The sequence below is a fragment of the Spirosoma pomorum genome, assembly GCF_054776615.1.
Map to the genome: position 1 here is coordinate 241,690 of NZ_BAAHBP010000002.1, position 26,561 is coordinate 268,250.

At 52.7% G+C, this 26,561-nt stretch carries 21 protein-coding genes; 12 read left to right on the plus strand and 9 right to left on the minus strand.

The genetic code is table 11. From position 1 onward, the window contains the following. Positions 1 to 96: 96 nt before the first annotated feature. The 5 genes from ACYVAD_RS06800 to ACYVAD_RS06820 form a co-directional block, all read right to left on the minus strand. On the minus strand, positions 97 to 954 hold the full coding sequence (locus ACYVAD_RS06800; RefSeq protein ID WP_461138727.1) for an SDR family oxidoreductase: 858 nt from the start codon (positions 952 to 954) through the stop codon (positions 97 to 99). 263 nt (positions 955 to 1,217) lie between these two features. Then, positions 1,218 to 1,562: a DUF4260 domain-containing protein gene (locus ACYVAD_RS06805; protein WP_461138728.1), complete on the minus strand. Its 345-nt coding sequence runs from the start codon at positions 1,560 to 1,562 to the stop codon at positions 1,218 to 1,220. A gap of 27 nt (positions 1,563 to 1,589) precedes the next feature. Further along, complete coding sequence (locus tag ACYVAD_RS06810) at positions 1,590 to 2,594, minus strand: NAD-dependent epimerase/dehydratase family protein (protein ID WP_461138729.1); 1,005 nt, start codon at positions 2,592 to 2,594, stop codon at positions 1,590 to 1,592. Between the two features lie 95 nt (positions 2,595 to 2,689). After that, entirely contained in the window at positions 2,690 to 3,496 is an 807-nt protein-coding gene (locus ACYVAD_RS06815) for a phytanoyl-CoA dioxygenase family protein (protein ID WP_461138730.1), read from the minus strand. Between the two features lie 44 nt (positions 3,497 to 3,540). Then, positions 3,541 to 4,818, minus strand: a complete 1,278-nt coding sequence (locus ACYVAD_RS06820; protein WP_461138731.1) for a 3-phosphoshikimate 1-carboxyvinyltransferase — start codon at positions 4,816 to 4,818, stop codon at positions 3,541 to 3,543. Positions 4,819 to 4,927: 109 nt separating this feature from the next. On the opposite strand from ACYVAD_RS06820, the gene nagA reads away from it, so the two are divergent. After that, entirely contained in the window at positions 4,928 to 6,097 is a 1,170-nt protein-coding gene (gene nagA, locus ACYVAD_RS06825; RefSeq protein ID WP_461138732.1) for an N-acetylglucosamine-6-phosphate deacetylase, read from the plus strand. Positions 6,098 to 6,169: 72 nt separating this feature from the next. On the opposite strand, the gene ACYVAD_RS06830 is transcribed toward nagA, so the two are convergent. The 3 genes from ACYVAD_RS06830 to ACYVAD_RS06840 form a co-directional block, all read right to left on the minus strand. Continuing rightward, entirely contained in the window at positions 6,170 to 7,276 is a 1,107-nt protein-coding gene (locus ACYVAD_RS06830) for an NADH:flavin oxidoreductase (RefSeq protein WP_461138733.1), read from the minus strand. Positions 7,277 to 7,293: 17 nt separating this feature from the next. Next, a complete protein-coding gene (locus tag ACYVAD_RS06835; protein WP_461138734.1) occupies positions 7,294 to 7,599 on the minus strand; it encodes an ArsR/SmtB family transcription factor in 306 nt (101 codons plus the stop codon). A gap of 246 nt (positions 7,600 to 7,845) precedes the next feature. Beyond that, positions 7,846 to 9,171: an Nramp family divalent metal transporter gene (locus ACYVAD_RS06840; RefSeq protein WP_461138977.1), complete on the minus strand. Its 1,326-nt coding sequence runs from the start codon at positions 9,169 to 9,171 to the stop codon at positions 7,846 to 7,848. A gap of 179 nt (positions 9,172 to 9,350) precedes the next feature. On the opposite strand from ACYVAD_RS06840, the gene ACYVAD_RS06845 reads away from it, so the two are divergent. The 10 genes from ACYVAD_RS06845 (at position 9,351) to ACYVAD_RS06890 (ending at position 23,263) form a co-directional block, all read left to right on the plus strand. Next, on the plus strand, positions 9,351 to 10,004 hold the full coding sequence (locus ACYVAD_RS06845) for a metal-dependent transcriptional regulator (protein WP_461138735.1): 654 nt from the start codon (positions 9,351 to 9,353) through the stop codon (positions 10,002 to 10,004). 44 nt (positions 10,005 to 10,048) lie between these two features. Further along, positions 10,049 to 11,125 carry an LptF/LptG family permease gene (locus tag ACYVAD_RS06850; protein ID WP_461138736.1) on the plus strand — a complete coding sequence of 359 codons (1,077 nt, stop codon included), beginning with the start codon at positions 10,049 to 10,051 and terminating at the stop codon, positions 11,123 to 11,125. Positions 11,126 to 11,251: 126 nt separating this feature from the next. Further along, positions 11,252 to 12,193, plus strand: a complete 942-nt coding sequence (locus ACYVAD_RS06855) for a DMT family transporter (RefSeq protein ID WP_461138737.1) — start codon at positions 11,252 to 11,254, stop codon at positions 12,191 to 12,193. Between the two features lie 33 nt (positions 12,194 to 12,226). After that, positions 12,227 to 13,666 carry a DUF6056 family protein gene (locus tag ACYVAD_RS06860; RefSeq protein ID WP_461138738.1) on the plus strand — a complete coding sequence of 480 codons (1,440 nt, stop codon included), beginning with the start codon at positions 12,227 to 12,229 and terminating at the stop codon, positions 13,664 to 13,666. After that, the gene (locus tag ACYVAD_RS06865; RefSeq protein ID WP_461138739.1) at positions 13,666 to 14,439 is read left to right on the plus strand and encodes a glycosyltransferase; all 774 of its coding nucleotides are present in this window, start codon (positions 13,666 to 13,668) and stop codon (positions 14,437 to 14,439) included. The genes ACYVAD_RS06860 and ACYVAD_RS06865 overlap by 1 nt, the downstream gene beginning before the upstream one ends. Before the next feature lie 87 nt (positions 14,440 to 14,526). Continuing rightward, a complete protein-coding gene (locus tag ACYVAD_RS06870; protein ID WP_461138740.1) occupies positions 14,527 to 15,495 on the plus strand; it encodes a glycosyltransferase in 969 nt (322 codons plus the stop codon). Between the two features lie 249 nt (positions 15,496 to 15,744). Next, positions 15,745 to 17,031, plus strand: a complete 1,287-nt coding sequence (locus ACYVAD_RS06875) for a hypothetical protein (protein WP_461138741.1) — start codon at positions 15,745 to 15,747, stop codon at positions 17,029 to 17,031. Next, a complete protein-coding gene (locus tag ACYVAD_RS06880; protein ID WP_461138742.1) occupies positions 17,021 to 18,553 on the plus strand; it encodes an MBOAT family O-acyltransferase in 1,533 nt (510 codons plus the stop codon). Before ACYVAD_RS06875 ends, ACYVAD_RS06880 begins: the two co-directional genes overlap by 11 nt. Positions 18,554 to 19,043: 490 nt before the next feature. Beyond that, complete coding sequence (locus tag ACYVAD_RS06885; RefSeq protein ID WP_461138743.1) at positions 19,044 to 20,168, plus strand: TlpA family protein disulfide reductase; 1,125 nt, start codon at positions 19,044 to 19,046, stop codon at positions 20,166 to 20,168. A gap of 527 nt (positions 20,169 to 20,695) precedes the next feature. Beyond that, positions 20,696 to 23,263, plus strand: coding sequence for a TonB-dependent receptor (locus tag ACYVAD_RS06890; protein ID WP_461138744.1), 2,568 nt, complete (start codon positions 20,696 to 20,698; stop codon positions 23,261 to 23,263). A 53-nt stretch (positions 23,264 to 23,316) separates the two neighbouring features. On the opposite strand, the gene ACYVAD_RS06895 is transcribed toward ACYVAD_RS06890, so the two are convergent. Continuing rightward, positions 23,317 to 25,293: an alpha-amylase family protein gene (locus ACYVAD_RS06895; RefSeq protein WP_461138745.1), complete on the minus strand. Its 1,977-nt coding sequence runs from the start codon at positions 25,291 to 25,293 to the stop codon at positions 23,317 to 23,319. Between the two features lie 120 nt (positions 25,294 to 25,413). Between ACYVAD_RS06895 and ACYVAD_RS06900 the strand changes: the two genes are divergently transcribed. Continuing rightward, positions 25,414 to 26,556, plus strand: coding sequence for an NAD(P)/FAD-dependent oxidoreductase (locus tag ACYVAD_RS06900; protein WP_461138746.1), 1,143 nt, complete (start codon positions 25,414 to 25,416; stop codon positions 26,554 to 26,556). The last annotated feature ends 5 nt before the right edge of the window (positions 26,557 to 26,561 follow it).

Here is a 26,561-nt window from a genome sequence, read left to right on the forward strand (position 1 = left end):
TCTTGACAAAGGAGAATGTCGTTCACCCGCCTAAAATTTATTCGACAGGCAATTCCTGTATGCCTGCCGTTTACGTGAGAACGTTCAACAGGCTACCTAAATAGCACCCAGGTCATACTTATACGCCTGAGCGAATTCAGCAAACGTCCGGGGTTCCTGCCCCGTCAGCCGTTTCACTTCCTCCGTTGTATCGATGCTGTATCCGCCGGCAATCACCGCGTACTGAGCCAGCAACGCATTGCTGAGCCAATCACTTAATTCAGACGCCATCATGGCCCGGTGCATCTGATCAACCGATAAGGGTGTTTCCCGAATTGGCAATTCCAGGGCTACGGAAAGATGAGCAACAACATCCCTGGTAGATAGTGACTCCGGTCCGGTGAGGTAATAAACAGCCCCGTGGTGGGTAGCTTCGGTGAGGACATGCCTGGCCACCAACGCAACATCCCGCAGGTCGATGTAACTCGTCTGACCATCGCCCATGATGTGGGGTAGCACACTCATCGACAGCGCCATCGCCGACTCAATAAAGTTCTGCATAAACCCCGACGGACGTAGGATCGTCCAACCAACCGGTTTGCTGCGCAGGTAGTGATCGATTTCGGCGTGGGCTCTCGCCCAGGGCACACGGGCGGTCAGGTTCGAATCGGCCGCCGACACCTTTACGATATGCTGGATGCCGGCTTCTACCGCCAGATCAATCGTTTGTTTTTCCCACTGTACCTGCTGAGGGTCGGGCGGGCTCAATAAAAACAAACGATCACACCCTCGCATGGCCTGACGCAGGCTTTCCGGATCGTCAAAATCACCGATCACCGCTTCTAGGCCCATCTGCGTATAGGCGGTTACCTGTTCCTCCTGTCGGCACATCGCGCGCGCCGGTACGTTATCCTGTACTAAAAGCTGGCAAAGTTCACGTCCAATATTTCCGGTGGCTCCGGTCACAAGAATCATACGTAGCTGGTTTGATCAGAAAATTAACTGGTACATACGGCTCGGTCGATACGGGCAATTGCCCTTGCAATCAACTCCGGGTTATTCATCCGTTGGCGTCCTGCTCAAAAAATACGTTCTAATACCAGGGTACCTGCGGCTTTCTTTACCGCTAACGGATATACCATTTGTCCAGCATAAAGGTAGGTTCATTAATGACATTTATCCGTCATTCCTGTAAAACAACTGCTATCAATACAGGCTTCGCTGAATTGCACTACCGCTTATAGCGTTCCCGAACTGGTATGCTTGAAGCTATCTGAATATTTCAGGCCATACCCCAGGGCCCGGTCCATAGCGGAGTGGGCCACTAAAATAACTCCCGCCAGCATCAAGTTCTGATTGCCAGTCATTACCCCTACTGCGCCGATCAAAAAACCGACGGCTTTGTGGTGAACGACATTGTAAAAGACCGCGCCAACGGCCGGATTTATTACGTACCCAAACATACTAAGGTCCGGAACCAGCAGTAATGCCGGAAACCACCACCACGCAAAGTTCAGGAAGGAAAACGCGTATATGCCGAGCAGAAACAGAGCGATTTCCTCCAGTTTCAAGAGTAGTTTCATGGTTGGAATTGATCGATGAGATCAGGATTATATTGTGGTAGGTTCAGGATTGATCACGGGAGCAAACGGCTGCTTCACCCGATTTTTGGCAAACCAGGTCAGCGTTTCGGTCAGGGCTGTGTCCAGTGGCGTTTCGTGAAAGTCGGGAAACGTCGCCCGAACTTTAGTATCGTCCAGCAAAACGGTACCGCCCCACAGGTAGAGCATCTCGTTTACCTCCCGCATCATGGGCGAGAATAGACCAAATACCTGAAATAAAAGCCGGGGATACACACGAACGGGCAGCTGCTTTCCAACCAGCGCGCCGATCCGGCCAAACAGCCAGCGCATGGACGGCACGATTTCGCCCCCGTAGTTCCAGACTTCGTACGGACGGGTCTGTCCACGTAACATCAGCCGGACGATGATCTCGGCGGCATCCTTGGTGTAGACCAGTTGGTGCGGAATATCGACGTTGATAAACCCATTGATGATTTTCCCCTTCAGCGCATTTTCATAGATCGGCGCTACGCCCGCGTTCAGGACGTTTGGACCCCAGAAATCCGGCAGCCGAACATTCAGCACCTGACACGTACCAGCCTCGGCGGCCTGCTCTAGCATAGCTTCCAATTCGACGCGCAGTTGTCCTTTCCGGCTGATCGGCGCGGGCGTACTGTCTTCCCGAATGGGCGTAGTCGTATTACCGAAGTTGTAGACATTACCAGGGAAAACGATGGTAGCGCGGTTTGTTGTCGCAGCGTCGATCACCTTGCGGGTGACGGTGTCCATGTTCCCGAACCACTTGTCGTACGGATAATTGATACTGTGGAAGATGTGCGTTTTGCCAACAGCTAGTTGCCGGAGCAACGTAGCGTCCTGCGCGTCACCTTCGACAACAGTCAACGTTGGAGCGTTGGGGAACAGTGCTTCCGCCTTGGCGCGGTTGCGAACGAGAATAGTAACAGGAAACTTATGAGCCAGCAGGTTGGCGGTGACGGCGTAACCGATGCTGCCGGTAGCGCCCAGAACGAGGGTATTTAGTGTTGTGTTCATAGCGAGAGTGCTTTGATTAGTACACAACAAAGGTCCGGCAACTAGCTTGGTCAGTCGATGACGTAGTACGCAAACCGACTGACCAATAACGAAAATTAGTTAACCAGCTTTTTCACATCGAGCACCCGAATCTTGTTCTGCTCGGCTTTTTGCAGGGTTTCGGGGGTGTAGTTCGACAGGCGGACGTTCTCCTGCATGTCGGCCCGTTTCTGAATATGCTGCTCCAGGTAGCGATCCAGGTGTTTGCCTTCCAGCCCGTAGCTGAAGAAGAGCGACACGCGTTCACCCTGCTGTTCGCGGAACAGGAAATCAGGCAAACGGTTCTCCAGACCCACGTGCAGGGGCAAGTTGTTCAGGACTTTCATCCGACGGGCGTTGCCGCTGTGCAGCGTCCGCATGTTCCAGACCACAATGTCCCCGGCGCGGGTATCAGCAAACACGTCAGCCCCATCGGCGGCATCGTGGCTTCCCGCTTTGAAACGGATGCCCCCGCTGTACGTATCGTGATCCTGAAGGTAGATTCCAAAGCGAATCAGCGGATACGAACCGTCCCAGTCGGCCCCCTGGCCAAACTGATATCGGTCGATGTTATCACGGTGGAAACCCCGCGTTCCCGTACCGATCTGATACGTACTGTCAGAAAAGTAAATGGGCGTGTCACCCAATATGTCGGTCGCAATCTCGACGATGCGTGGGTCATAAATCACCCAACCCATGCCGTCTTTGCTCAATAAATCACCTTTTACCGAAGCCGCCTGCTTAACCTGGGCGACTAAACCGCGCTCTTTTTGCTGGTCGCGGTGCCGGTAAGCGGCCTGCCGTAAACCAGCGACTTCCTCCGGGGTAAATACGTTCCGAACGATGAGGTACCCCTGTTTTTCAAACTGTTCCCGGCGTGTCATGACTGCCTCGTTTACGCTAACTGATTACCAGACAAAAATACCACTTATTGATTGATCGCCGACACCTCCGTTACGGTGGCAACCCGCGCCATGTCGTCCCAGAACGACGGGTACGATTTAGCCACCACGCCTGGTTCTTCGATAATGATCTCACGCTGCATGGCCACCGGCGCAAAGGCCATCGCCATCCGGTGATCATCGTACGTTTCGATCTGCGGTACGGTGTCGGTAGTAACGTCGGCGAGTTTGCGAACTTCGTAGCGATGGTTGGTTTCCACTTCCACCAGTTCGACACCGAGTTTCTGCAATTCGGCCTGTAGAGCCGCTACGCGGTCGGTTTCCTTGATCTTCAAACTTTCGATACCGGTCAGCGTCAACGGAACACCCAGGACACCAGCCGCTACGGCGACAGTCTGCGCCAGGTCGGGGCAGTCCGTAAAATCCCAGCTTAGCGACGCTTCCGTCGGACGCTTCGTCAGGCGAACACCCGTTTCGGTGAACGTGCTCTCGACGCCCAGCGACCGCATGATATCGACAATGGCGCTATCGCCCTGCAATGATTTTTCTTTTAGGCCTAACAAATCAATCGTAGCCGACTTGTCCTGTGCCAGCGCCAGTACGCTGTACCAGTAACTCGCGCCTGACCAGTCGGATTCAATCTGGTACGATTTTCCGACGTAAGGCGTTGGGGCTACGGTAATCGTTTTGGCCTCCCAGTTGGCCTGTACGTCGGCACCGAAATAGACCATCTGCGCCATCGTCATTTCGATGTATGGCCGAGAGCCAACGGCTCCTGTTAATTGCAGCGTTAACCCCTGCGGCAACGTAGCGCCGACCATCAGCAGCGCCGAAATGTACTGGCTACTCACGTCCCCGCGAATCGACACCTGATTGACGCCCGAAGCCGTGAACCCGTTGAGCTGCATCGGTGGATAGCCATCATTTTTCAGGTACGTAACGTCGGCACCCAGCGTCCGCAGGGCATCGACCAGAATTCCGATCGGCCGCTCGCACATACGAGGAGTACCAGTCATAATTTTATGTCTTCCCGTCACGGAAAAATAGGCCGTTAGAAAGCGCATGGTCGTCCCCGCGTCCAGTACGTCAGCCGTCGTCAGCACACCCGTCGGACTCTGGCGATCAGCCTGTAACAGCCGAATCATGGTCTGCGTATCGCGGGCGGTAGACAGATTTTTTAGGTCACACTGAAAGCCCGATAGGGCATCAATCAGCAGCGCCCGGTTGCTTTCACTTTTGGAAGAAGCCAGCGGAATTTCGGCCTGAACAGGACCAGCGGCAGGAGTTAAACGAACAGCAGTCAAAGGATTCAACAGGATTGGAATGAGGCCAAACAGCCCACAAAAAAACGAAAAACTGCTTACATTTCGGTCATCCTAGGCGCACTAGCCTTAAACCCGTTTTCTTTTACGCATGATTCAGTTCAGTAATGCCACCGTCTTCACGGGCGATCAATGGCTCACGAATGCCACCGTACGGGTGACAAACGGCCATATTCAGGAAGTCATACATTCATCCGACCCAAGTGAGTCAACTGACTATACGACGATTGATCTGGCGGGCGATTACCTAATTCCGGGCCTGGTTGACCTACAGTTGTACGGTGGTTCAAATCTATTCCTGAATGATCAGCCTACGCCCGATACGGTCCGGCACATCTACGCGAGCCACGTAAAAAACGGCACAACAACGCTACTGCCCACAATTCACTCGACTTCGCTGGAGATTATGCAGCAGTCAATGGCAGCCGTTCAGACGGTTCGGCAGGAAAACCCATTTGGTGTGCCAGGTATTCATGTCGAAGGACCGTATTTCAACCCGATCAAGCGGGGAGCGCATAGTTCGGCTTACGTCCGAACACCAGCCGAAGGCGAACTGGAAACGCTATTCAGAACCAATGCCGACGTAATCCGTATTCTAACGCTGGCCCCGGAGATTTTTACCTCCGAACAGCTTCAATTGCTTTTTTCGCTTAAACATACCAACACGCGCCTATCGCTGGGACACAGCAACGCTACGTATCAACAAGCTACGGACGCGCTCAATTCTGGTCATATTCCGCTGGCAACGCATTTGTATAATGCGATGCGTGGGTTCGAAAGCCGGGAGCCGGGCATCGTGGGTGCTGTTTTCGATCACGATACGGTACATGCCAGTATCATTGCCGATGGCTACCACTGCGATCCGGCTACGATACGTATCGCCCGAAAACTGCTGGGCGATCGGCTGTTTCTGATTTCGGATGCCCTGTTTGCCAATCCCCCCCGCCCCGATTTTAGTCTGGGCGAGTTCATCGTTCATTTCGAACCCGATACCGAAGGGCCAGGGCGTTACGTTAACAACGAGGGAAAACTGGCTGGGTCGGCACTGACGCTGATCGACTGTGTACGCGTCTGCGTCGAGAAAGCCGGAATTCCGCTGACCGACGCCCTCCGCATGGCGACGACCATTCCGGCAACGGTAATTGGTATGGGTGATCAGATCGGAAGAATACAACCGGGCTACATAGCTAACCTGGTTCGTTTAAGCCCAGCAATGGCGGTTAAAACCGTGTGGCAAATGGGCAATGAGTTGACCGCTTAACGTAATGAACCCCATCCGAAATGGTTCAGAACCGTTTCGGATGGGGTTTATTTACTACGTACCGCTCAGTGACTAATCCATCACCAGCGTACCCAACGCTTCTTTGCTGAAGCCTTTCAGCTCGTGGGTACGGCCAGTTTCAATTTTGGCAACCCAATTTGGATCGGCCAGAATGGGGCGGCCTACGCCTACCAGATCGAAATCACCGCGGTCCATACGACGGGTCAGTTCGTCGAGGGAACTTGGCTGCGAACTTTCACCGGCGAAGGCAGCAAGGAATTCGCCCGTCAGGCCGACGGAGCCTACCGTGATCGTTGGGGTACCGGTCAGTTTCTTCGCCCAGCCCGCAAAGTTCAGGTCGGATCCCTCAAACTCGGGTTCCCAGAACCGGCGTTGCGAGCAGTGCAGAATATCGACACCTGCGTCAACCAGCGGCTGTAACCAGGCTTCCATTTCCTGGGGGGTGCTCGCCAGTTTATACGTATAGTTTGAGGGTTTAAACTGCGATAGTCGGATGATGACAGCAAAATCATCCCCTACCTGCCGCCGTACTTCTTTGATGACATCCGTAGCAAAACGGGTCCGCTCGGCCAGCGTTTTTCCGCCATAGCTATCGGTACGCAGGTTCGTGTCTTCCCAGAAGAACTGGTCGATCAGGTAACCGTGGGCACCGTGCAGCTCCAGGCAGTCGAAACCGGCGGCTTTGGCATCCGCAGCGGCCTTACCAAACGCCAGGATCGTTTCTTCAATATCCTTCTCGGTCATGGTCGAGCCGTTGTTGTTGCCGGGCCGGTTCAGCCCCGACGGACCTTCGAACGGTACGGGTGGTACCCAGCCGGAATGGTGGTTGTCCATGATGCCCATGTGCCAGATCTGTGGCCCCATCTGTCCACCGGCAGCATGCACGCTGTCAATTACGTTCTTCCAGCCCGCCAGGGCGTCGTTTCCGTAGAAATGTGGTACGTTGGCGTCATTCGAAGCCGAAGGACGGTTGATGACAGTTCCTTCCGACAGGATCAGACCGACGTCACCTTCGGCCCGTTTCTCATAATACTTAGCGACATCGGCGGTGGGTACGCCGTTGGGCGAAAATGAGCGCGTCATCGGCGCCATGACAATACGGTTCTTCAGATTCAGCGTTTTTAGCTGGAACGGCTGAAACAGACTTTGGGTACTCATATGATTTACTAGTTGGATTATAAATTCTTTGCGATCAACTCACTCAATTCCTCGAAGGCGGCTTCATCCCGTTTGTAGTAGGTCCATTGACCACGTCGGGTGGCCTTGACGAGACCAGCCCGTTGCAGGATGGAGAGATAGTCTGAAACCGTCGACTGAGTCAGGCCAGCCTTCGCCTGCAACTGCCCGACACAGACACCGTGCTCATACCCGAACTCTTTTTGACCGGGAAAATTCTCTTCCGGTGCCCGAAGCCATTCCAGTATGTCCAGCCGTGTCTTGTTGGCCAATGCCTTGAAGATATCTACCTGCTCCTGTTTCATCAGTTAATCATATCGACTTTTACCGATATACCGAATTACAGATACAATAGTTCCTTTGGCTATAGTAATCCCTAAACCCAGCTAGCACCCAAAATGTATACTTCTTTGAAAATCAAATAAATACCCTACCTTAGTGCAGTTAGTGCCGCCAAGATCTTTGGTAACCACCAGAAACAGAAGGCCCTGCGAAATTCAGGTAATTTCGCAGGGCCTTGTTTGTATTTTCTTAAAGAGCGAAAGCGATTGCTAGAGTAATGTATCCCAGAGCAGATACAAATTCAACGTAATGATGATGACGGCTACAAGCCAGGAGATTGACTTCATCCAGGCCGGATTCACGAACGGTCCCATTTTGATTTTATCACTGGTAAACTTTACCAGCGGTACTACCGCGAAACTGAGCTGAAGCGACAGAATAACCTGACTCAGGACCAGCAGCTCGGACGTGCCTTTTTCCCCGTATAGAATGGCAACAATCAGAGCCGGTACCACGGCTACCAGCCGGGTGATTAGCCGCCGTAGCCAGGGTTTGATCTGTAAGTGTAGAAATCCTTCCATCACGATCTGCCCTGCCAGCGTACCCGTCAGCGTTGAATTTTGCCCCGAAGCCAGCAAGGCCACTGCAAAGAGAATACCTGCCATCTTCAATCCCAAAATGGGCTCCAGTAGATGATAGGCATCCGTGATGTCAGCCACCTGCTGGTTTCCCGTTGTGTGAAAAGCGGCTGCCGCCAGAATCAGAATGGAAGCGTTAATAAAAAAGGCCAAGAATAAGGAAACGGTCGAGTCAATGGTGGCAAACTTAATAGCCGACTTACGTCCAACCTTATCGCGACTAAAATCGCGGGTCTGCACAATGCTCGAATGCAGATACAGATTATGCGGCATTACTGTAGCACCCAAGATACCAATGGCGATGTATAGCATACCTGGATTAGTAACGACTTCGGCGCGGGGCAGCAAACCATCGGCGATCTCCCGGATTGAGGGCTGTGACACCAGCAACTCATACCCGAAACAGGCAACGATCAGGAAAATCAGACTGGCGACGATACGCTCAATTAACTGAAAACCTTTGTTTTGTAAAAACAGCAAGAGTAGTACGTCAAGTACCGTAATGATAATTCCCACCGTCAGCGGCAACCCAAATAGTAGATTGAGGGCGATGGCGGACCCAATAACCTCGGCCAGATCCGTAGCGGCAATAGCAATTTCGGCCAATACCCACAGGCCAAAGGCAACCGGGCGGCTGTAATGATCACGGCAGGCCTGCGCCAGATCGCGCCCCGTGGCAATACCCAGCTTCAGGGCCAGGTGCTGCAACAGAATCGCGAATAGATTGGAAATCAGTACCACAGACAACAGGCGGTAGCCGAACTGCGCCCCACCAGCAATATCCGTTGCCCAGTTGCCAGGATCCATGTAGCCAACGGCTACCATCAGGCCGGGCCCGAGGTATGCTTTCAGCGTTTTAAAGAATCCGGCCCCCACCGGCACCTGAACTGAACTATGCACATCGGCCAGCGAATTGGTTGTGTTATGCCGTCGCCAGCCTTTCTGCTCTGTATTCATTATTGTCATATCATACCCAGTCGCTTACGTACCGTCTCTGCTTTAACGAAACAAATCTACGTATTGTTGAAATAAATTTTTAGACAAGTCTAAAAATTTAGAAAGTTTAACATAAAAATTACCTTTGTGGTCAAACTGTTTCCCCTGGGTCAGGCGTTTCTATCGAGTAAGCCCTACGCATGCATTCATTTACAGAAGAAAATTACCTGAAGACGATCTATTATCTCGCCAGCCGACAGGAAGGCGAGGTAAGCACTAACGCACTGGCCGAAATGACGGCGACCAAGGCGGCTTCGGTAACAGATATGCTGCGCAAACTGGCCGACAAACACTTGATTCATTACAAAAAATATCAGGGGGTTCGGCTGACAGAAGAAGGCGAACGACTGGCTTTGCAGGTTATCCGGCGGCACCGGCTCTGGGAGGTATTTCTGGTCGAGAAACTGGGCTTTGGCTGGGACGCGGTTCACGAAATTGCCGAAGAGCTGGAACATATTCGTTCCGACGAACTCGTAGCGCGGCTCGATACGTTCCTGGGCCAGCCCCAGTTCGACCCCCACGGTGACCCAATTCCAACTCCGGCCGGGCAGATGCCAGAAACCGGCTATCGAAAACTCTCGGAGACATCAGCGGGCGAATGCGTACGGTTGATGGCCGTACTAGAGCACTCAACTGAGTTTTTGCAGCATCTCGACCGGTGTGATCTATCACTCGGCTGTACGGTCACCGTTGCCGAAGTCAGTACGTTCGACAAATCCCTGCTCATCCACCTCGCCAGCAACCGACCCGTCTTCGTCAGTGCCGACGTTGCCCGAAATCTGCTGGTTAACTAAGCCGCTTTTCCTGACACCTGCTCCGGCAGATTTGCAAACGACTAATGAAGATTTTAGACTGGTACATTTTAAAGCGGTTCCTGCAAACGTACATCTTCGTGGTGCTGGTGATCGTGCTGGTGGTTGTCATGATCGATTACACGGAGAAAATCGATAACTTCCACAAGAACAACGCTCCCACTGACCGGATTCTCTGGGACTATTACCTCAATTTCATTCCTTACTGGGCGAATTACATCAGTCCGCTGATGGTGTTTATCGCCACGGTCTTCCTGACCTCCCGGCTGGCCGCCCGGACGGAAGTGATTGCTATGCTGAGTAGTGGCATCAGCTTTATCCGGCTGTTATTTCCTTACGTACTAGGGGCTACAGTACTGGCCGTCCTGACTTATTTTATGGTCAATTACGTCATTCCCCGCGCTAATAAGATCCGGATTGCCTTCGAAGTGCAGTACATCAACGATGCTTATACCTATTCGGGCCGAAACGTACACATCAAGATTGCACCGAATACCTACGCCTACCTGGAAAGCTACAACAACCAGAGTAATACGGGTTATCGTTTCACGCTGGAGCGGGTTGAGGGAAACCAACTGAAACAGAAACTGGCGGCCGATCGCATCGAGTGGAACGCCAAGAAAAAGAAGTGGACGATTCGCGACTATAAGGTTCGTACGATCAATGGCATCCAGGAAACCCTAACGTCCGGTACGCAGATCGACACTACGCTGAACCTGAAACCCGACGATTTCAGCTCGGACTTCAACCTCTACGAAACCTTCACCCGTCCCGAACTCAACCGGCACATCGAGCTGCTACAGAGCCGGGGCGCCGACGGGCTGGAAACATACCTGCTCGAAAAATATAGTCGAGACACCCGGCCCTTCGCCATCATTATCCTGACGGTCATTGGCGTCATTATGTCGGCCCGTAAGAGTCGGCGGGGCGTGGGCTGGCAGGTAGCGCTGGGATTCTTCCTGGCCTTTGCCTACCTGCTCTTTTTCATGCTGGCCAAAGGGATCGCCGAATCCGGCAACCTGAACCCCATCATTGCTGTCTGGCTACCAAACATTATTTTTGCGGGCATCGGCGTCCTGCTGTATAATACGATACCACGTTAAAGAGTGAATGAGCGAAAGAATGAAAGAGCGATCACACCGGATGGCTTTTTACTCTGGAGGGCCGATTTCATTCTTTCACTCCACTTTGGCACTCCGCTCTTTCGCTCTTTCATTCTTTCGCTCTTTATGAAACCGCCCGCCCTTTCCGATTACCTGCACCTCCACTTTATCGTGCTGATCTGGGGCTTTACGGCTATTCTGGGCAAGTTTCTGGAACCCCTTTCTTCACCGGCGGTTGTGCTGTTTCGAACGGGGCTGGCCGCGGGGGGCCTGGCACTGGTGCTCTACGTTCGGAAGCAGCCGGTCGCCGTTTCACCGGCTGACCGCTGGCGATTGCTGGCTACGGGTGGCTTGATTGCCCTGCACTGGATTCTGTTTTTTGCCGCAGCCCGGTTGGCGAACGTATCAGTTTGTCTGGCCGGTATGGCGACCAGTTCGCTTTGGGCTAGCCTGCTGGAACCCCTGATTTTGAAACGACGGGTTCAAGTGATCGATGTCCTTCTGGGTGCGGTTGTGATGGCGGGGCTCTACCTGATCTTTCGTTTCGAATTCGACAAGATTGCCGGCTTGCTGACGGCGATCCTGTCGGCCATGCTCTCCTCCCTGTTCACGATTATTAACAGCCGCTTTTCCCAACGGCACGACGCGCTGGTGATTTCATTCTACGAAATGGTGGGAGCTTTTGTGGGCTGTATTGCTTTCGTTGGCTTGTACATCGCGACGAACTCGACCCTTATTTCGACTGATCTGGTACCGCAAACGGGTGTCCAGTGGCTGTGTCTGTCGCTGCTGGCTTTTGTCTGTACCGTTTACGCGCATACAGCCGCCGTTGGGCTGTTGCGTAAGTTTTCGCCTTACCTCGCCATATTAACTGTAAATTTGGAACCGGTCTATGGGATTATCCTGGCCGTACTGATTTTTGGCAACGCCGAGCGCATGACGGCAGGCTTTTATATCGGTACGCTGGTGATCCTGGCCGCCGTCATCAGTTACCCATTCCTGAGCCGGCAACGACCCGCAACAACTACACCCACCGGGGGCGATCTGGAGATCGACCTGACTAAATAATCCATCACCCCCGCCCGGCGAGGGTGTCCTGGCATGAGACATTCGCTTACTGATCGGTTGGCCACCGTAACAGCCCTTGTCCTTTTTCTGATTGCCTACGTACCCCTCCTGGTACTCTCTTCCCACAATCATCCGTCGGCGGCCGACGATTACTGCTTTGCCGATACGGCAACCCGGTACGGTTTCTGGCAGGCGCAGATTTATTATTACAACGGCTGGACCGGTCGCTACTTCTCTAACATGCTGGTGCACGGCAACCCGCTGGTCTGGGGCTGGTACGATGGCTTTCGGTTGATTCCGGCACTAGCCGTTACAGGATTGCTGGCGTCTCTCTACTCGCTGGTGAGCGAGGTTTTGCGCGATCAGACACTTCGCCTACGATTGATTAGCACGGGACTGCTCTTTTACGCGGTTATCTCGGGTATGCACAGCACAGTCGAAGGTTTTTTCTGGACAGCTGCCGTTGCGTCTTACACTGTCCCAACTACCCTGACGCTCTACCTGCTGGCCGTATTGTTACGTTGGTATCGACTTCCAAGCGGTACACTCAAAACGTTAACCATTGTCTGGGTGGCGGTACTCATCTTCGCGATCGTGGGTTCCGGCGAGACGAACCTGATTTTATTACTACTTATTCTACTGGCTGCAGGGGCTTATCGGCTCTTCTTTCTGCGGACGTTCGATTGGTTTCTGGCTGGTATGGTCATCGTTACGTTAGCCTCCGCCTGGCTGGTGTTCAGCGCGCCGGGTAACGGTATTCGGCTGGGCTCCAATGAACAGGCTGGCAATATCCCGAAAGCACTGGTCGACACAGCCCATTGGCTAGGGGTTGTCCTGGTCACAAGCGTTTTGAAAACACCGCTGCTGCCTTTGTCACTGTTCTGGCTTCCGGTAGCCGTGCGTCTTAACCGCCCGGAAAGCAGCGTGGCCTTCCTGTTCCGGGTGCCGTTGCTGCTGCTTAAACTGGTGGTATTAGGCTTGTTGATCGTTCTAATTTTTCCATCGACTTACGGGCTCGGCGTCGCGCCCGGCCGGGTACTGAACGTGGCCGAGCTGACGCTTGTGCTAGGCTGGTTCTACGCGCTGACGGTTTGGGTGCGTTGGTTGATGCAGCAAAATAATCGATTGGCACACTGGCTTACTCAGGGCGCTCCCCTGCCCGCCTGGACTACTGGTCTGGCTAGCCTTTGGGTTATTGGTAGTCTGGCAGTGAGCCCAACTATGCAACAGTTTTATTCGGATCTTGGCACCGGCGCAGCGGCTACCTACGATCGGGAAATGACGGCCCGACGCCAGCAGTTGCTTTCCCCCACGGATACACTTCACCTGACACCCATCAGTGTACATCCGGCCAGCCTATTTGTCGATGATATTCACACCAACAGTGATCACTGGTGGAACCGCTGCCAGGCACAGTATTACCAACATAAGGTGGTTATTCTGGACGAACCCTCAACCACCTCCGCCCGCTAATGACCGCTCGTTCTATGTCGTCTGTCTGCATTATCATTCCCTGCTACAACGAAGCGAACCGGTTGCCGGTCGATACGTTCCTGGACTATGCCCGCCAGCGCCCGACGGTGCTGTTCTGCATGGTGGACGATGGGAGTAGCGATGCCACCCGAACCATTCTTGAACGGATGCAGGCAACCTTACCTGCTCAGATAACAGCGCTTATTCTCCCCCAGAATCTGGGGAAAGCGGGCGCTGTTCGGGCAGGCATGCTGCACATGATCCGTCCCGAATTACAGCAGACGGACCAACTACCCGATTACCTGGGCTTTTTCGATGCCGATCTGGCTACTCCGCTGGACGCCATTGACGATCTCACGCAGGTTCTGGACAGTCGGCCCGAACTCGATATGGTCCTGGGCTCCCGGATCAAGCACCTTGGTTCCGACATTCAGCGGAAGGTCTTTCGCCACTACTCAGGTAGGGTCATTGCCACCCTGATCAGTAACATACTGGATCTGCCCGTGTACGATAGTCAGTGTGGTGCCAAACTATTCCGTCGGTCTATCGTCAGATACCTGTTCAGTCAGTCCTTTATCAGTCCCTGGCTGTTCGACGTTGAATTGCTGGCCCGACTGATTCAGCGCTACGGCCAAACAGACGTATTGAGTCATGTGGCGGAATTTCCGCTGCGGCAGTGGGTTGAAAAAAGTGACTCCCGGATTCAACCTTCGTATTACGTTAAGCTCTGGTACGAATTATACCGTATTTACCGGCACTACCGCCGTGACTGATTTTTGTTGACGCGGGACCTGTAGGTAATTTACCGCCCTAAAATCCTCGATAGGCTCTTAATTTTGTCCGTAAATAATTCCATCGTCTTGAACTCAACGCCCGGCTCACTTCCTGAACGTATCAATATTGTTATTCCGCTCTTTAACGACTGGCAGGCGGTTGGCCTTCTCCTGGAACGTATCAGGACAGTAGTTGATGAGCAGATCCGTAATCGTCTTGCGTTTCTGATCGTTGATGATTGTTCGTCGACCAACTACGATACACTCCCAACGGGCATTGGTCATTCGCTGTCGGTCCTGCGCCTTTACCGCAACGTTGGTCATCAGAAAGCCATTGCGCTGGGGTTATCTTACCTGGCTAGTCAGGACGAACAATACCCGACCATTGTGATGGATTCGGACGGGGAAGACCGGCCCGAAGACATTCCTCACCTTGTCCAGCGGAGCAGCGAAAAACCAAACCATATCGTCTTTGCGCACCGCTCCAAGCGCCACGAAAGCCTGAGCTTCCGGGTGTTTTACGAGATCTACAAGCGGGCGTTTCAACTATTGACGGGTAAGGTTATTACGTTTGGCAATTTCAGCCTGGTACCGGCCAGCCTGCTGCGTAAACTGGCTCACGTATCGGAAATCTGGAATAATTACCCCGGTGGTGTTATCCGGTCGCGGCTACCTTACACGGCGATTCCGCTGGAACGAGGCCACCGGCTGGCTGGTCAGTCCAAGATGAATTTTGTCTCACTGGTCCTGCACGGCCTGAGTGCCGTATCGGTCCTGATCGACACGACCGCCGTGCGGCTGACGATCTTCTGCATTCTGATGATGGTCTTGTCGTTGTTCGGCATCGGCACGGTCGTATATATGCGCTTTTTTACGACCCTGGCCGTACCCGGCTGGGCAACCTATCTGGTCATCTCGCTATTGATTGTCATACTCCAGGCGTTTCTGATTTCCTTATTGCTGGTTTTCACGGTCCTTTCCTACCGGACCCAGATTCAGTTTATACCAGCCCGGCAATTTGGCGACTTCGTTGAGCGGGTGGAACGCGTTTATTAGCGATACAGGCAAACTTTTTGACAACGGATGACAAGCCAATTCAAAAGCTCAAAAGACTTATTTTTACGGCCAACACGCATACGTTCATGATCTGTTTGCCCATTACTTCGCTGTCCTTGTCTTCGTATTTCTCCCCACCGGTAGTCATTAGCACTCTATGGGGCAACTCAATTCTCAACGGCCAATTCACTGATTTTTAGTAGTCGGTTTCCGTTTCCATAACGTACACACGCTACACGAACACGCTTTATGTCTGTATTATATGTTAAAATAGCGGCCGCGGTCGTACTTAGTTTTCTGGCGTTCCTTTTGCTCTGGCAGCGAAACCGAGTTACGAATGAGCTGCAAAAAACCGGCACTTGGATGCTGGATGTGAGCTGGGCCATTTTTCGGCTGGTTCCTTTCCTGATTACGTATATCATTTTGGGCTACATACCCCAATCGGACGTGGCCGAGTTCTATTATCCGATCGGTCTGTCGGCGCTGGACGGTGGCATTCCCGCGCGCGACGTATATACCTGTTATTCTCCGCTGTTTGGCTACTGGATTGCCCCTTTTCTGGCCATCTGGCGCGACTCGCGCATGGTCGTGCTGGCGATGCTGCTGGTTGAGTGGCTGGCCGTTCGACTAACGTACTACTATTACCAGCGCCAGGAAACCACGGGCGAACGGCTGTTTCGGGGTGTATTTTATTACATCTTACCCATGCCATTTATCATGAGTGTATTCAGCGGGCAGGAAGACGTATTGCTCTGGCTGTTTATGCTGCTGGCGATTCCGTTCATGCCGCAGCGCCCCTTCCTGGCGGGTCTGGTGCTGGGCCTTGGCATGCTGGCCACCAAAGCGGTGTTCATTCTGATGCTGATCGCCGTGGGGCTTATCATGCTTCGTAACTTCCGGCAGGCCATCTGGTTTGTGGCGGGACTGGCGACAATTGGCCTACCCGTGGCCGGGTTTATGTTCTGGAAAACCGGGACACTTTTTCTGGAACAACAATCGCTGGAAGGCGACTGGCTCAAAGCACCGAATCTACGCTCCTTGCTCAATCCTTTCTTTGCCGCTGGCCTGCAAAGTGCTGGTAAAATCTGGAAATGGGGCGGGCTGCTCATTACTATTGCGGTAGCCCTGCGGACCGTCTGGCTGATACGTACCCGCACCACCACCTGGACCTACCGCGATTATATTCCGTTCGTTTACATTGCGATCTACAGCGCCATGACTGTTGTTCAGCAGAACGCCATCAGCAATTACGCGTACCTGTTTATGCTACCACTGGTTTTTACGCTGCTCAACTTCGAGCGGACGAGCTGGTGCCTGGCGCTGATTGGCTTCAACGCGCTGGCGGCCGTTCACCCGTCGTTGTGGTGGCGCATTGGGCAGCCCTACTATAATCAGTTAAGCGACCTATTGCAACCCTTGGCATCGCTCGAATACAGCATCGAGATTCTGCTAACAATTGGGTTCGTTTACTACGCCGTCCAGGCGCTACGGGTCCTGCGCCGACCATCCCCGCCTACCGACGCTCATGCTCTTTAATTCGCTTCAGTTTTTACTGTTTTTTATCGTCGTTACGCTCAGCTATTTCAGTCTGAAATGGCAGGGGCGGTGGATTCTGTTGCTGGTAGCCAGTTGCTACTTCTACATGGTCTTCAAACCCGCCTACATTGTCATTCTGGCGCTGACCATTGTTATCGATTATATAGCGGGAATCTGGATTGAAAAGAGCAGTGGCAAGGCTCGGCGCTGGCTGCTTATTGTGTCGCTGATTACGAACCTCGGCATTCTGGCTTTCTTTAAATACCTGGGTTTCTTCGTCGAGAATCTGGTCATGCTTTTCGACGCGGCTCACTTCCCCGGCCTGGCCGACCAGACACTATCGGCGGGCAATCGGCTGTTCAGCAAAGTGCTGCACCTCTTCGGCGAGAGTGGTATTACGTCGTTCAAAGGCAACATGGAGATTCTGCCGGTGGGGTTGTCGTTCCATACGTTTCAGGCCATGAGCTACACCATTGAGGTGTACCGGGGCAATCACAAAGCCGAGCGCCATTTTGGTATTTATGCCCTTTACGTCATGTTCTACCCGCAGTTAGTGGCTGGTCCTATCGAGCGGCCCCAGAACGTATTGTGGCAATTTCATTCGTACTTCAAATACGACCGGGAGAACGTAAAAGCGGGGCTGATGCAGATGGCCTTTGGCCTGTTCAAGAAATTGGTCATTGCCGATCGGCTGGCTTTGCTCGTTAGCTACGCTTACGATAATCCAGAGCAGCACAATGGCCTAACGTTACTAGCCGCTACGTTCTTTTTTACCTTCCAGATTTACTGCGACTTTTCGGGTTATTCCGACATTGCTATCGGGGCCGCGCGGGTCATGGGCTTCGACCTGATGGAGAACTTCCGGACGCCCTACATTGCGCAGTCGGTATCGGAATTCTGGCGTCGCTGGCATATTTCGCTCTCGACCTGGTTCCGGGATTACCTCTACATTCCGCTGGGGGGTAACCGCAAAGGTGAGGTGCGCCAGTACCTGAATATGCTGATCGTTTTTCTGGCCTCCGGCCTCTGGCACGGCCCCAACTGGACGTATGTGATCTGGGGTGGCCTGAACGGTCTGTATCAGGTGCTGGCCGTGTTGCGCGACAAGCTGCTGGCCCGCCTGGGTTTCCGTTCCATTCCGCCCCGCATGGTGACCTCACCGGTACATGATACCGAAAGTCGTAAATCGCCGGTTCGGGTTGTGATTAACGTACTCACGACGTTTGTGCTGATTATGCTGACATGGGTCTTCTTCCGGGCGCATACCCTCGGTGATGCGTTCCTGATCCTGCAACGTATCGGTACGCTCTCGTTCAGTGACGTCATTACTGGCCCGCTGAACACGACCGAATTGTGGTTCAGCGTTTTTCTGATCGTTTTCCTGCTGGTTAAGGAGTATTTTTATCTGACAATCCCCACGCGCAATACGCTTCAGTTTGTGGTCTTGTTTGCCCTGATCACCTTCGTTACGTACCTATTCGGCGTCTTTACGTCCAGCCAGTTTATCTACTTCCAGTTCTAGACGGGTAACCCCCTAAATTCCCTTCAGAATTGTCTTGTAGGAGACGAGTAGATGAGATTGCACCACTATTTGTAAATCTTCTTCACCCCTAAATCCCCTGAAGGGGACTTTATTCAAGTATGAGCAAAGTCCCCTTCAGGGGATTTAGGGGTGAAGATGGCTGCTCATGAAACTAGTTAGCTGATACCGCTCAAAACCTCATAAGATAAGCCTAAAGGGGGGGGGATTCGCGTATAACCTTCCCCCCTACAAGGGGGCGGGGGGTATAGTCAGCCAGACCTCAACAGCCTTTTTTTAGAGGATTTCATGATTTATCTGGTCTAGCCTAAGATGAGTTCATTCAGGCACTTGAGCCCGATTAGTCCATGTATTTCGACCTGGTGTTTTCATCATACTGACCAGGTAAAACAAAGCCAGAGCAGCCTTTTGAAAACTGGAGCTTATTACTTAAATCAGCTCCAGTTTTCACACTCTCCTTCCCGGCATACTAATGAACTGGTCAGCACGCGCTGGTTTCCTGAAATTATCGTTTCTAAGTTTTGTTTGCTTTTCGCTCTGGTCCTGTCAACAGCAGGAGCAAGTCATCATTTCCGGCGACCTGGGTGACGCTCACACCTTTCTGGAAGGGAAATGGCTATACCTGGAAAATATAGAATCCATAACTACGGTAGACTCTGCGCTCGTTCGACAAGGAAAGTTTCAGTTCGATATAAAGCCAACAGAAGAGTTCACTCCGTATCATGCGGGAATTACATACAAAACGGGCAATCCTGTCTGGCCCTCCCTACTACTAGGGTTTAAAAATCCCTTTCTTGAGAACCATCCTAAGTCGCATTTCTATGTGGAAAAAGGCATTACTCGCCTAGAAAGAGACCGTTCCTTCGAACCACATGGCATGGCGAAGCTTGGTTTGACGTTCACTGATATGAAACCTCAAACGGCCGTCGCGTTCAAAAACTTGTCTTTCCGTAGCAACCAGAACGCTTCAGTCGAAACCGCAGCATTCAACCGCGATCTGGCGAGTGACTATGGCTACTCCATTCACTTGCTCAAAAACTTATACCAGAATAGAAGTGCGCTCAGTCAAGCCGAATTCTCGAATCTACTGGCTGCTTTTGATCCATCCCTGCATTATACCCAGCTTTACAAAGACCTTCTTTTTTACTCGAAATTGTCAACTCCGTCGGGCAGCGGATTTCCTAACGGTCTGGGCTTACAGATGCCCGATGGTCAATCTACACCCTTCGTTTTCGACACGACGAAGTACAATCTGGTGGTGTTTTGGGCTAGTTGGTGCGGCCCCTGCCGCCAGGAGATTCCCCAAATCAAGACCCTTTACGCGGCTCATGGAAATCGGCTTTCCATAAGCAGTATCTCTCTTGATCAGCACGAAGATCAGTGGAAACGGGCTATGCAGAAAGAACAGATGCCCCGGAAGCAGTTTTTGTTAGCCAACCATACGTCGCGTGTTACGCTTGATAAACAGTATGATTTAACTAGTATCCCTGTCTGGCTACTATTTGACGCTCAGAACAAACTGATCGACAAACATGTAGGAATAAAAATGGGCGAAAACGCCATTGACAAACGGGTGGCGGCTCTAATCGCACGGTAGAAAACAGTAGTGTACTCTTGTCTTGTTAGTTAAAGCGCATATAATAGCTTGCTCGTTAGCTCTACGAAACTGACTTCTTTGTAGGGCTTTCCCCAATAAGTTGGTTTCTTTTCCTCAGGCCTTCCCCGTTTATAACGGGGAAGGCCTGTCTATATCGTCCCTTTTCGAGCCTATGAACAAGTAATATCAGGATAGTATTTATTCAAGAACTTGCTGGATAGACGAGACTGTTTATCAATTGACCATTTCATCCTTGATACTCTGGTTAATACCCTTACTATCAGAACTTTAACATACAAATACGCTACATTTTGGGCTGTATTGTTACGGCATTTTTAGCCTATCTGAGCAGCATAATCTTGTAAAATCTTTTGTCCACAATTTGGAAGTGAACTGTTCATACCCTTTTCTTTGCAAAAGACTACCAAATCAATAGATTATAAGTACTAATAGTCTATCTACAACCGGGGTTATTAGGACTTATCGAAAAGGGCGAGCGTCATGCTCAACCTGCAAAACAACCTGTTATGAATCACTTTTTCACTGCGGTACTGTTAACCTCTCTGCTCCTGCTGCCCGATTGGTTAATTGCTCAGAACGCCCCCATTATCAATGCTACGGTAACAGGTAAAGTCCTCGACGCCCAAACGAGCAATCACCTCATCGGTGCGACCGTCACCATCAAAGGAACCACGAACGGTTCTACAACCAATCAAAACGGCCAGTTCACCCTGGTAACGGGTCAACGGTTACCGTTCACCGTTGTCGTTTCCTACATCGGCTACCAGACGCAGGAAACGATAATAAGCCAGGACGGCACTGAAATCCGATTACAGGAAGGCGCCAGCCAGCTAGCCGACGTAACCATTACGTCCCGTCGTCGGCAGGAGTCGGCGCAGAGCGTTCCCATTCCTATCTCGGTGTTGCGCGGAGCCGTGGTCGAAGATGCGGGGGCCTTCAACGTCAACCGGATCAAAGAACTCGTTCCGTCGGTGCAGCTATACGCATCGAATCCCCGGAACACGACACTCAACATCCGGGGACTGGGCTCGACCTTTGGGCTAACCAACGACGGGATCGATCCGGGGGTAGGTTTCTATGTCGACGGGGTTTATTACGCCCGGCCAGCAGTTACAGCGCTCGACTTCGTGGACATTGACCAGATCGAGGTGCTGCGCGGCCCACAGGGGACGCTGTTCGGTAAGAACACGACGGCGGGTGCGTTTAACATCACCACGCGGGGAGCTAGTTTTACGCCGGGTGCCACCTTCGAGGTCAGCTACGGTAACTACAATTACATCCAGGCCAAAGCCTCGCTTACCGGTCCGATCAGCAAAAAGCTAGCCGCCCGAGCGTCGTTTTCGGGTACGCAACGGAATGGTACAGTGAACAACATCCGCAGCAACCAGCTGGTTAACTCACTCAATAATCTCGGTTTCCGGGGGCAACTGCTCTACACGCCCAGCGACAACGTACGCCTGACCCTGTCCGGTGATTACACCGACCAGAAGCCGAACGGGTACTCCGTTTTGTATGCGGGAACGGTTACGACAAAGCGTGCAGCGTACCGGCAGTTTAACGCCATCATCGCCGATCTGGGTTATCAGGTTCCTTCCACTAATTCCTTCGACCGGATTACGGATCAGGACACTCCCTCGAAGGCCAATAACCAGTTGGGTGGAGCGTCGCTTAACGCCGACATCAAACTTGGGGGTGGCACACTGACCAGCACGACGGCCTGGCGCTATTGGAAATGGGATCCCCTCAACGACCGCGATTACATTGGTCTACCCGTGTTTACTATTTCGGCGGGTAACTCGAAGCACAATCAGTATTCGCAGGAAGTTCGTTACGCGGGTAACCTGTCCGAACGGGTAAGCGGTGTTGTCGGGTTGTATTACCTCTACCAGGATTTGCAGTCTGACCCCGTACAGACCGAAGAGGCCGGGTCCGCCCAGTGGCGGTTTGCGCAAAGCTCAACCAGTGCGCTGTGGAAAACCCCCGGCCTTTTCGATGGATTTGGTATCCGTACGACAAACCGGCTCCGGAGCACCAGTGCCGCCGTATTTAGCCAGATCGACTGGACGATCACGGACAAGCTACACGTACTGCCCGGTCTGCGTTATAACTACGATAAGAAGATAGCCAATTATAACCGCCAGACCTACGGGGGCCTGCAAACTACGGACCCAGCCCTGCTGGCGCTGAAAAACGCGGTGTACACCAATCAGGCATTCGATACCGATGTGGATGAAACCAACTTTTCGGGTCAACTAACGCTGCAATACAAAGCCAGTAATCGGCTCAACGCTTTCGCTACGTACTCGATCAGTTACAAGCCGGTAGGCATAAACATCGGAGGATTGCCAACGGCCAACGGCCGCGTCCTGACCGAACTGGCCCGGGTAAAGCCAGAAGCCGTTCGGCACTATGAGATTGGCGTTAAAACCAAACCAACCCCAAACTCGACGCTGAATGTGGTCTTCCATAACAGCGACATTCGCGATTACCAAACCCAGGTCCAAACACCCGAACCGGGCGTCAACCGGGGTTACTTAGCCAATGCCGAAAAAGTACGGGTGCGGGGTGTCGAGGTCGATGGTAACCTTCGAATCAGCAATGCCTTCTCCGTCTACGGGTCGGTTGCATACACCGACGGAAAATATATTTCGTTCACGAACGCGCCGGTACCGCTGGAAGAAACGGGTGGTGAGCAGGCGTTCAAGGATATTTCAGGTGGCGCACTACCGGGCATTTCCAAATGGGCTAGCTCAGTGGGTGGCGAAGTAAGCGGAGCCGGTAAGTTTCTGGCGCAGGACGGTCGGTTCTTCTTTGCCGCTGACGCCTACTACCGCTCATCATTCTCGTCTAGCCCATCGCCCTCGCAATATCTGAACATCAACGGGTATGCCTTGATCAACGCCCGCGTTGGATTCCGGGCCTCGAACGGTACATCTATTTTTATCTGGGGCCGCAACCTGGCCAACCAGAATTACTTTGAGCAACTGCTACCTGCACCTGGCAACGCTGGTCAATACGGGGCCGTCCTGGGCGATCCACGCACTTATGGGGTAACGCTGCGGTACGCATTTTAAAGAGCGAAAGGGCGAAATAATGAAAGAGCGATACCTCCGGCAGGCTCGCTCTTTCACTCTTTCATTCTTTCGCTCTTTAAAATCCTGCAACCTCCCTCCTCGAATACAACCTCACCCGGTGCTAAATTATCGGGTAAGTGGCCCGTCATGCTGGCAGCAAAGACGTAACCAGTATCCTCGATGTGCGTCCAAGCCAGATAATTTCCAGAACCGGGTGCGGCTAGCCAGCGGGTTTCTTTACCCACTATTTCTGGCCAAATCTGCTCCGCAAAAGCCCGGATTCGCCCGATAGCAGCGAACTGTTCCGCATTCTGTCCCCATTCGAAGGGTCCGTGCGTTACTTTGTCCGTCTGCCGATCATCGCCAATCTGGAATACGTAAAGCTTCGTGTACTCTTCGTTGGCTCCTCGCGTTTCGTGCAGATTGCGGACTTCAAACCCCAACCCTACGTAACTAGGCATGTCCGTCAGGAACAGGGCCGTGAAATAGCGGAATAGATTACCCGTCCGGTAAAACTCATCGAAACGCGGATCGTCCTTATCAGCGGTCATCACCGTAAAATTCGGCGCAAAGTGGTGCGTGCGCCGGAGCGTATCGTACAGCTTGAACTGCTGCTGAAACTCCGACGATCCTATTACCAGCGACTGTAGATCGCCCAGGGTTGAATCCGCTTCGATAGCATCCAGGTGGTCGGCTTCGTCGCCATAGGCCATCGTATCGGGTGGCGCTAGGAACGTTTCGGCAAAGAAGCCGAAGTAAGGAACGCCGTTCGCCTGAACGTATTTTTTGACGGCCCGCAGCGGATCGTAATACTCGTCGGGCGAAGCAGGCACCCCGGCGGGTCGCATCTGTACGTGTGCCATGTCGCCCCGCATGAAGTCAAAATTGTACGATCGCTGACAATCGCTGATTTTCTGATTCAGGTACGTCCAGGCCGCTAGGTTAGGTCGATCGAAATCCAGCTCCCAATCTTTATTATCGTCCTTCGATTCATAGAATCGGTAACGGGCCAGCGGTCCAAATACCCGCGACATGGCTTCCGGTTTATCGAACGCGTACTGGTACCACGTTTGTCCGTAGTCATCCACCGTAAAATCCAGCGGATCAATGTGGAGTCCCCGGTAAGGTGGCGCCATGGTCATGGGCAGCGTTTCGAACCCCTGCGCCACCAGGTGCCGGATCAACGCCAGTCGCCGGGCTAGCCGACCACCGTAGTCGGCCACGCTCCCAAACAACATTTGCGAACGTCGGTCGTTGGTCAGGGTCGTTAGCTCCGTGGAGAAAAACTCTTCTTTGGGAAACGTCAGTGGCGCGCCATCGGCGGCCCCCTGTACTTTCAGCCACTGCCAGATCGAATCCTCGACGTACCGATAAACGCAGCTTTTATGATCGATCAGCTTATCAGGCTCACCGGTCTTCTCTCCGCGCTGTACCCACTCAAACAGCGACGGGCAGGCCAGCACCATCTCGGAGAATCGATCGGTATGCGGAATTACGTCCATCCCGACGGTACGTCCCAGGGCGTGCAACAGGTTTGTCACGGCCTTTAACTGTTTCTCGACGGTGTTGAGCGCTGGTACGTATTGCGCCAGCTCCACATCAAAAAACTCGGGGTTGATTTCCCAGCTAACCATGCCATAGAGGCTCCCCACTACACCCGGCTCCCAAATAGGCAATAGGTGAATGCTATCGTGGCTGGCTGGCAGGGTCAATACGTAGTTAATCAATTTCCAGAACGAACCGATAGTCCGGATATTTACCCCAACCATGTTGCTGCGCTTCAGCCAGTTTCCGTCAGGGTACTGGCTAACCGGGCTGGCGACAGTCTGGGCAGGGTCCAGCGCCCGGCGAAGCGTATCGCTTCCTAGCCGTTTAAATAGAATATCGAGGGTTTGGTAAACCGAAAACTGTACAGCCTGTTCAGGAAGTAGCTGTTGGATAAACGAGGTTTGTCCAGCCTGATACGCGTTGGTCAGCCCTGCATGTTGTTGTTGCCAGATGGCTTTTAGATCGTTGAGAGAAATAGGCATGCAGTAAAGGTAATCGAGTTTGTCAAAACTACTAAAGCCAACTATTATCCTATTACCAAACCTTAAAATTATATTCAGTTACGCTATTGAATGGCTAACTGATGCATTGTCTTAATCATTATGATACCCAGCACGGACGTACTTATCATTGGAGGAGGCCTGGCTGGCCTGGTCAGTTCGCTGGAGCTGGCGCGGGCAGGTCATGGGGTAACGCTGGTCGAGCGGAAGCCGTATCCGTTCCATAAGGTCTGCGGAGAATATATTTCGAACGAGGTTCGCCCCTACCTCGAATCCCTGGGTCTACCGTTGAGCGCGCTGGGAGCGGCCTCCATCAACCAGTTCTGGTTATCATCCCCCGCAGGCAGACTGTTAAAAAGCCCCCTCGATTTGGGTGGGTTTGGTATTAGTCGCTACACGCTGGACCAGGCCCTGTATGAACTGGCGCAGGCCGCTGGGGTAAACTTCGTGCTAGGGAAGCAGGTAGATGACATCCAGTTCGACGGTCACCAGTTCACCGCAATACTCAACGATGGTCAGCAAATTACGAGTCAGGTTGCACTGGGCGCTTACGGCAAACGAGCGCGGCTGGATAAAACCCTGAGTCGCTCGTTTATGGACAAGCCCTCGCCTTATGTCGGCGTTAAATACCACATCCGTCCTCAATCACCGGATTGGGATTTCCCGGATGACGTTATTGCTCTTCATAACTTTTCGGATGGGTACTGCGGCATGTCGGCGATTGAGGACGGGAAATACTGCCTGTGTTACCTAACCACACGCGCCAATCTTCGGCAACACGGCTCCATTCCGGCGATGGAACAGGCTATCCTATGGCAGAATCCTCACTTGAAAGCCGTTTTCGAGCAAGCCGAATTTCTTTACGAGAAACCCGAAGTCATCAATGAGATTTCGTTTGCGACCAAACGGTCCGTCGAACAGCATATCCTCATGGCGGGCGACTCGGCCGGACTGATTACGCCCCTCTGCGGTAATGGCATGGCGATGGCCATTCACGGTGCCCGGCTGGTCAGTCAGTTTACGGATGCTTTTCTCCAGCGTAAACTAACTCGTCCGGAACTGGAGCGACTTTATCAACAAGCCTGGTCCCGGCAGTTTTCCCAGCGCCTGTGGGTTGGTCGAACGGTACAGCGCTTATTCGGCAGTCGCCGGCTGACCGACCTCGTTGTTCGCGTCTTGCAGCAATCGCAGCCCACGGTTCAGACCATTATGCGACAAACCCACGGTCAGGTCATTCCCGTCTGAAGCGT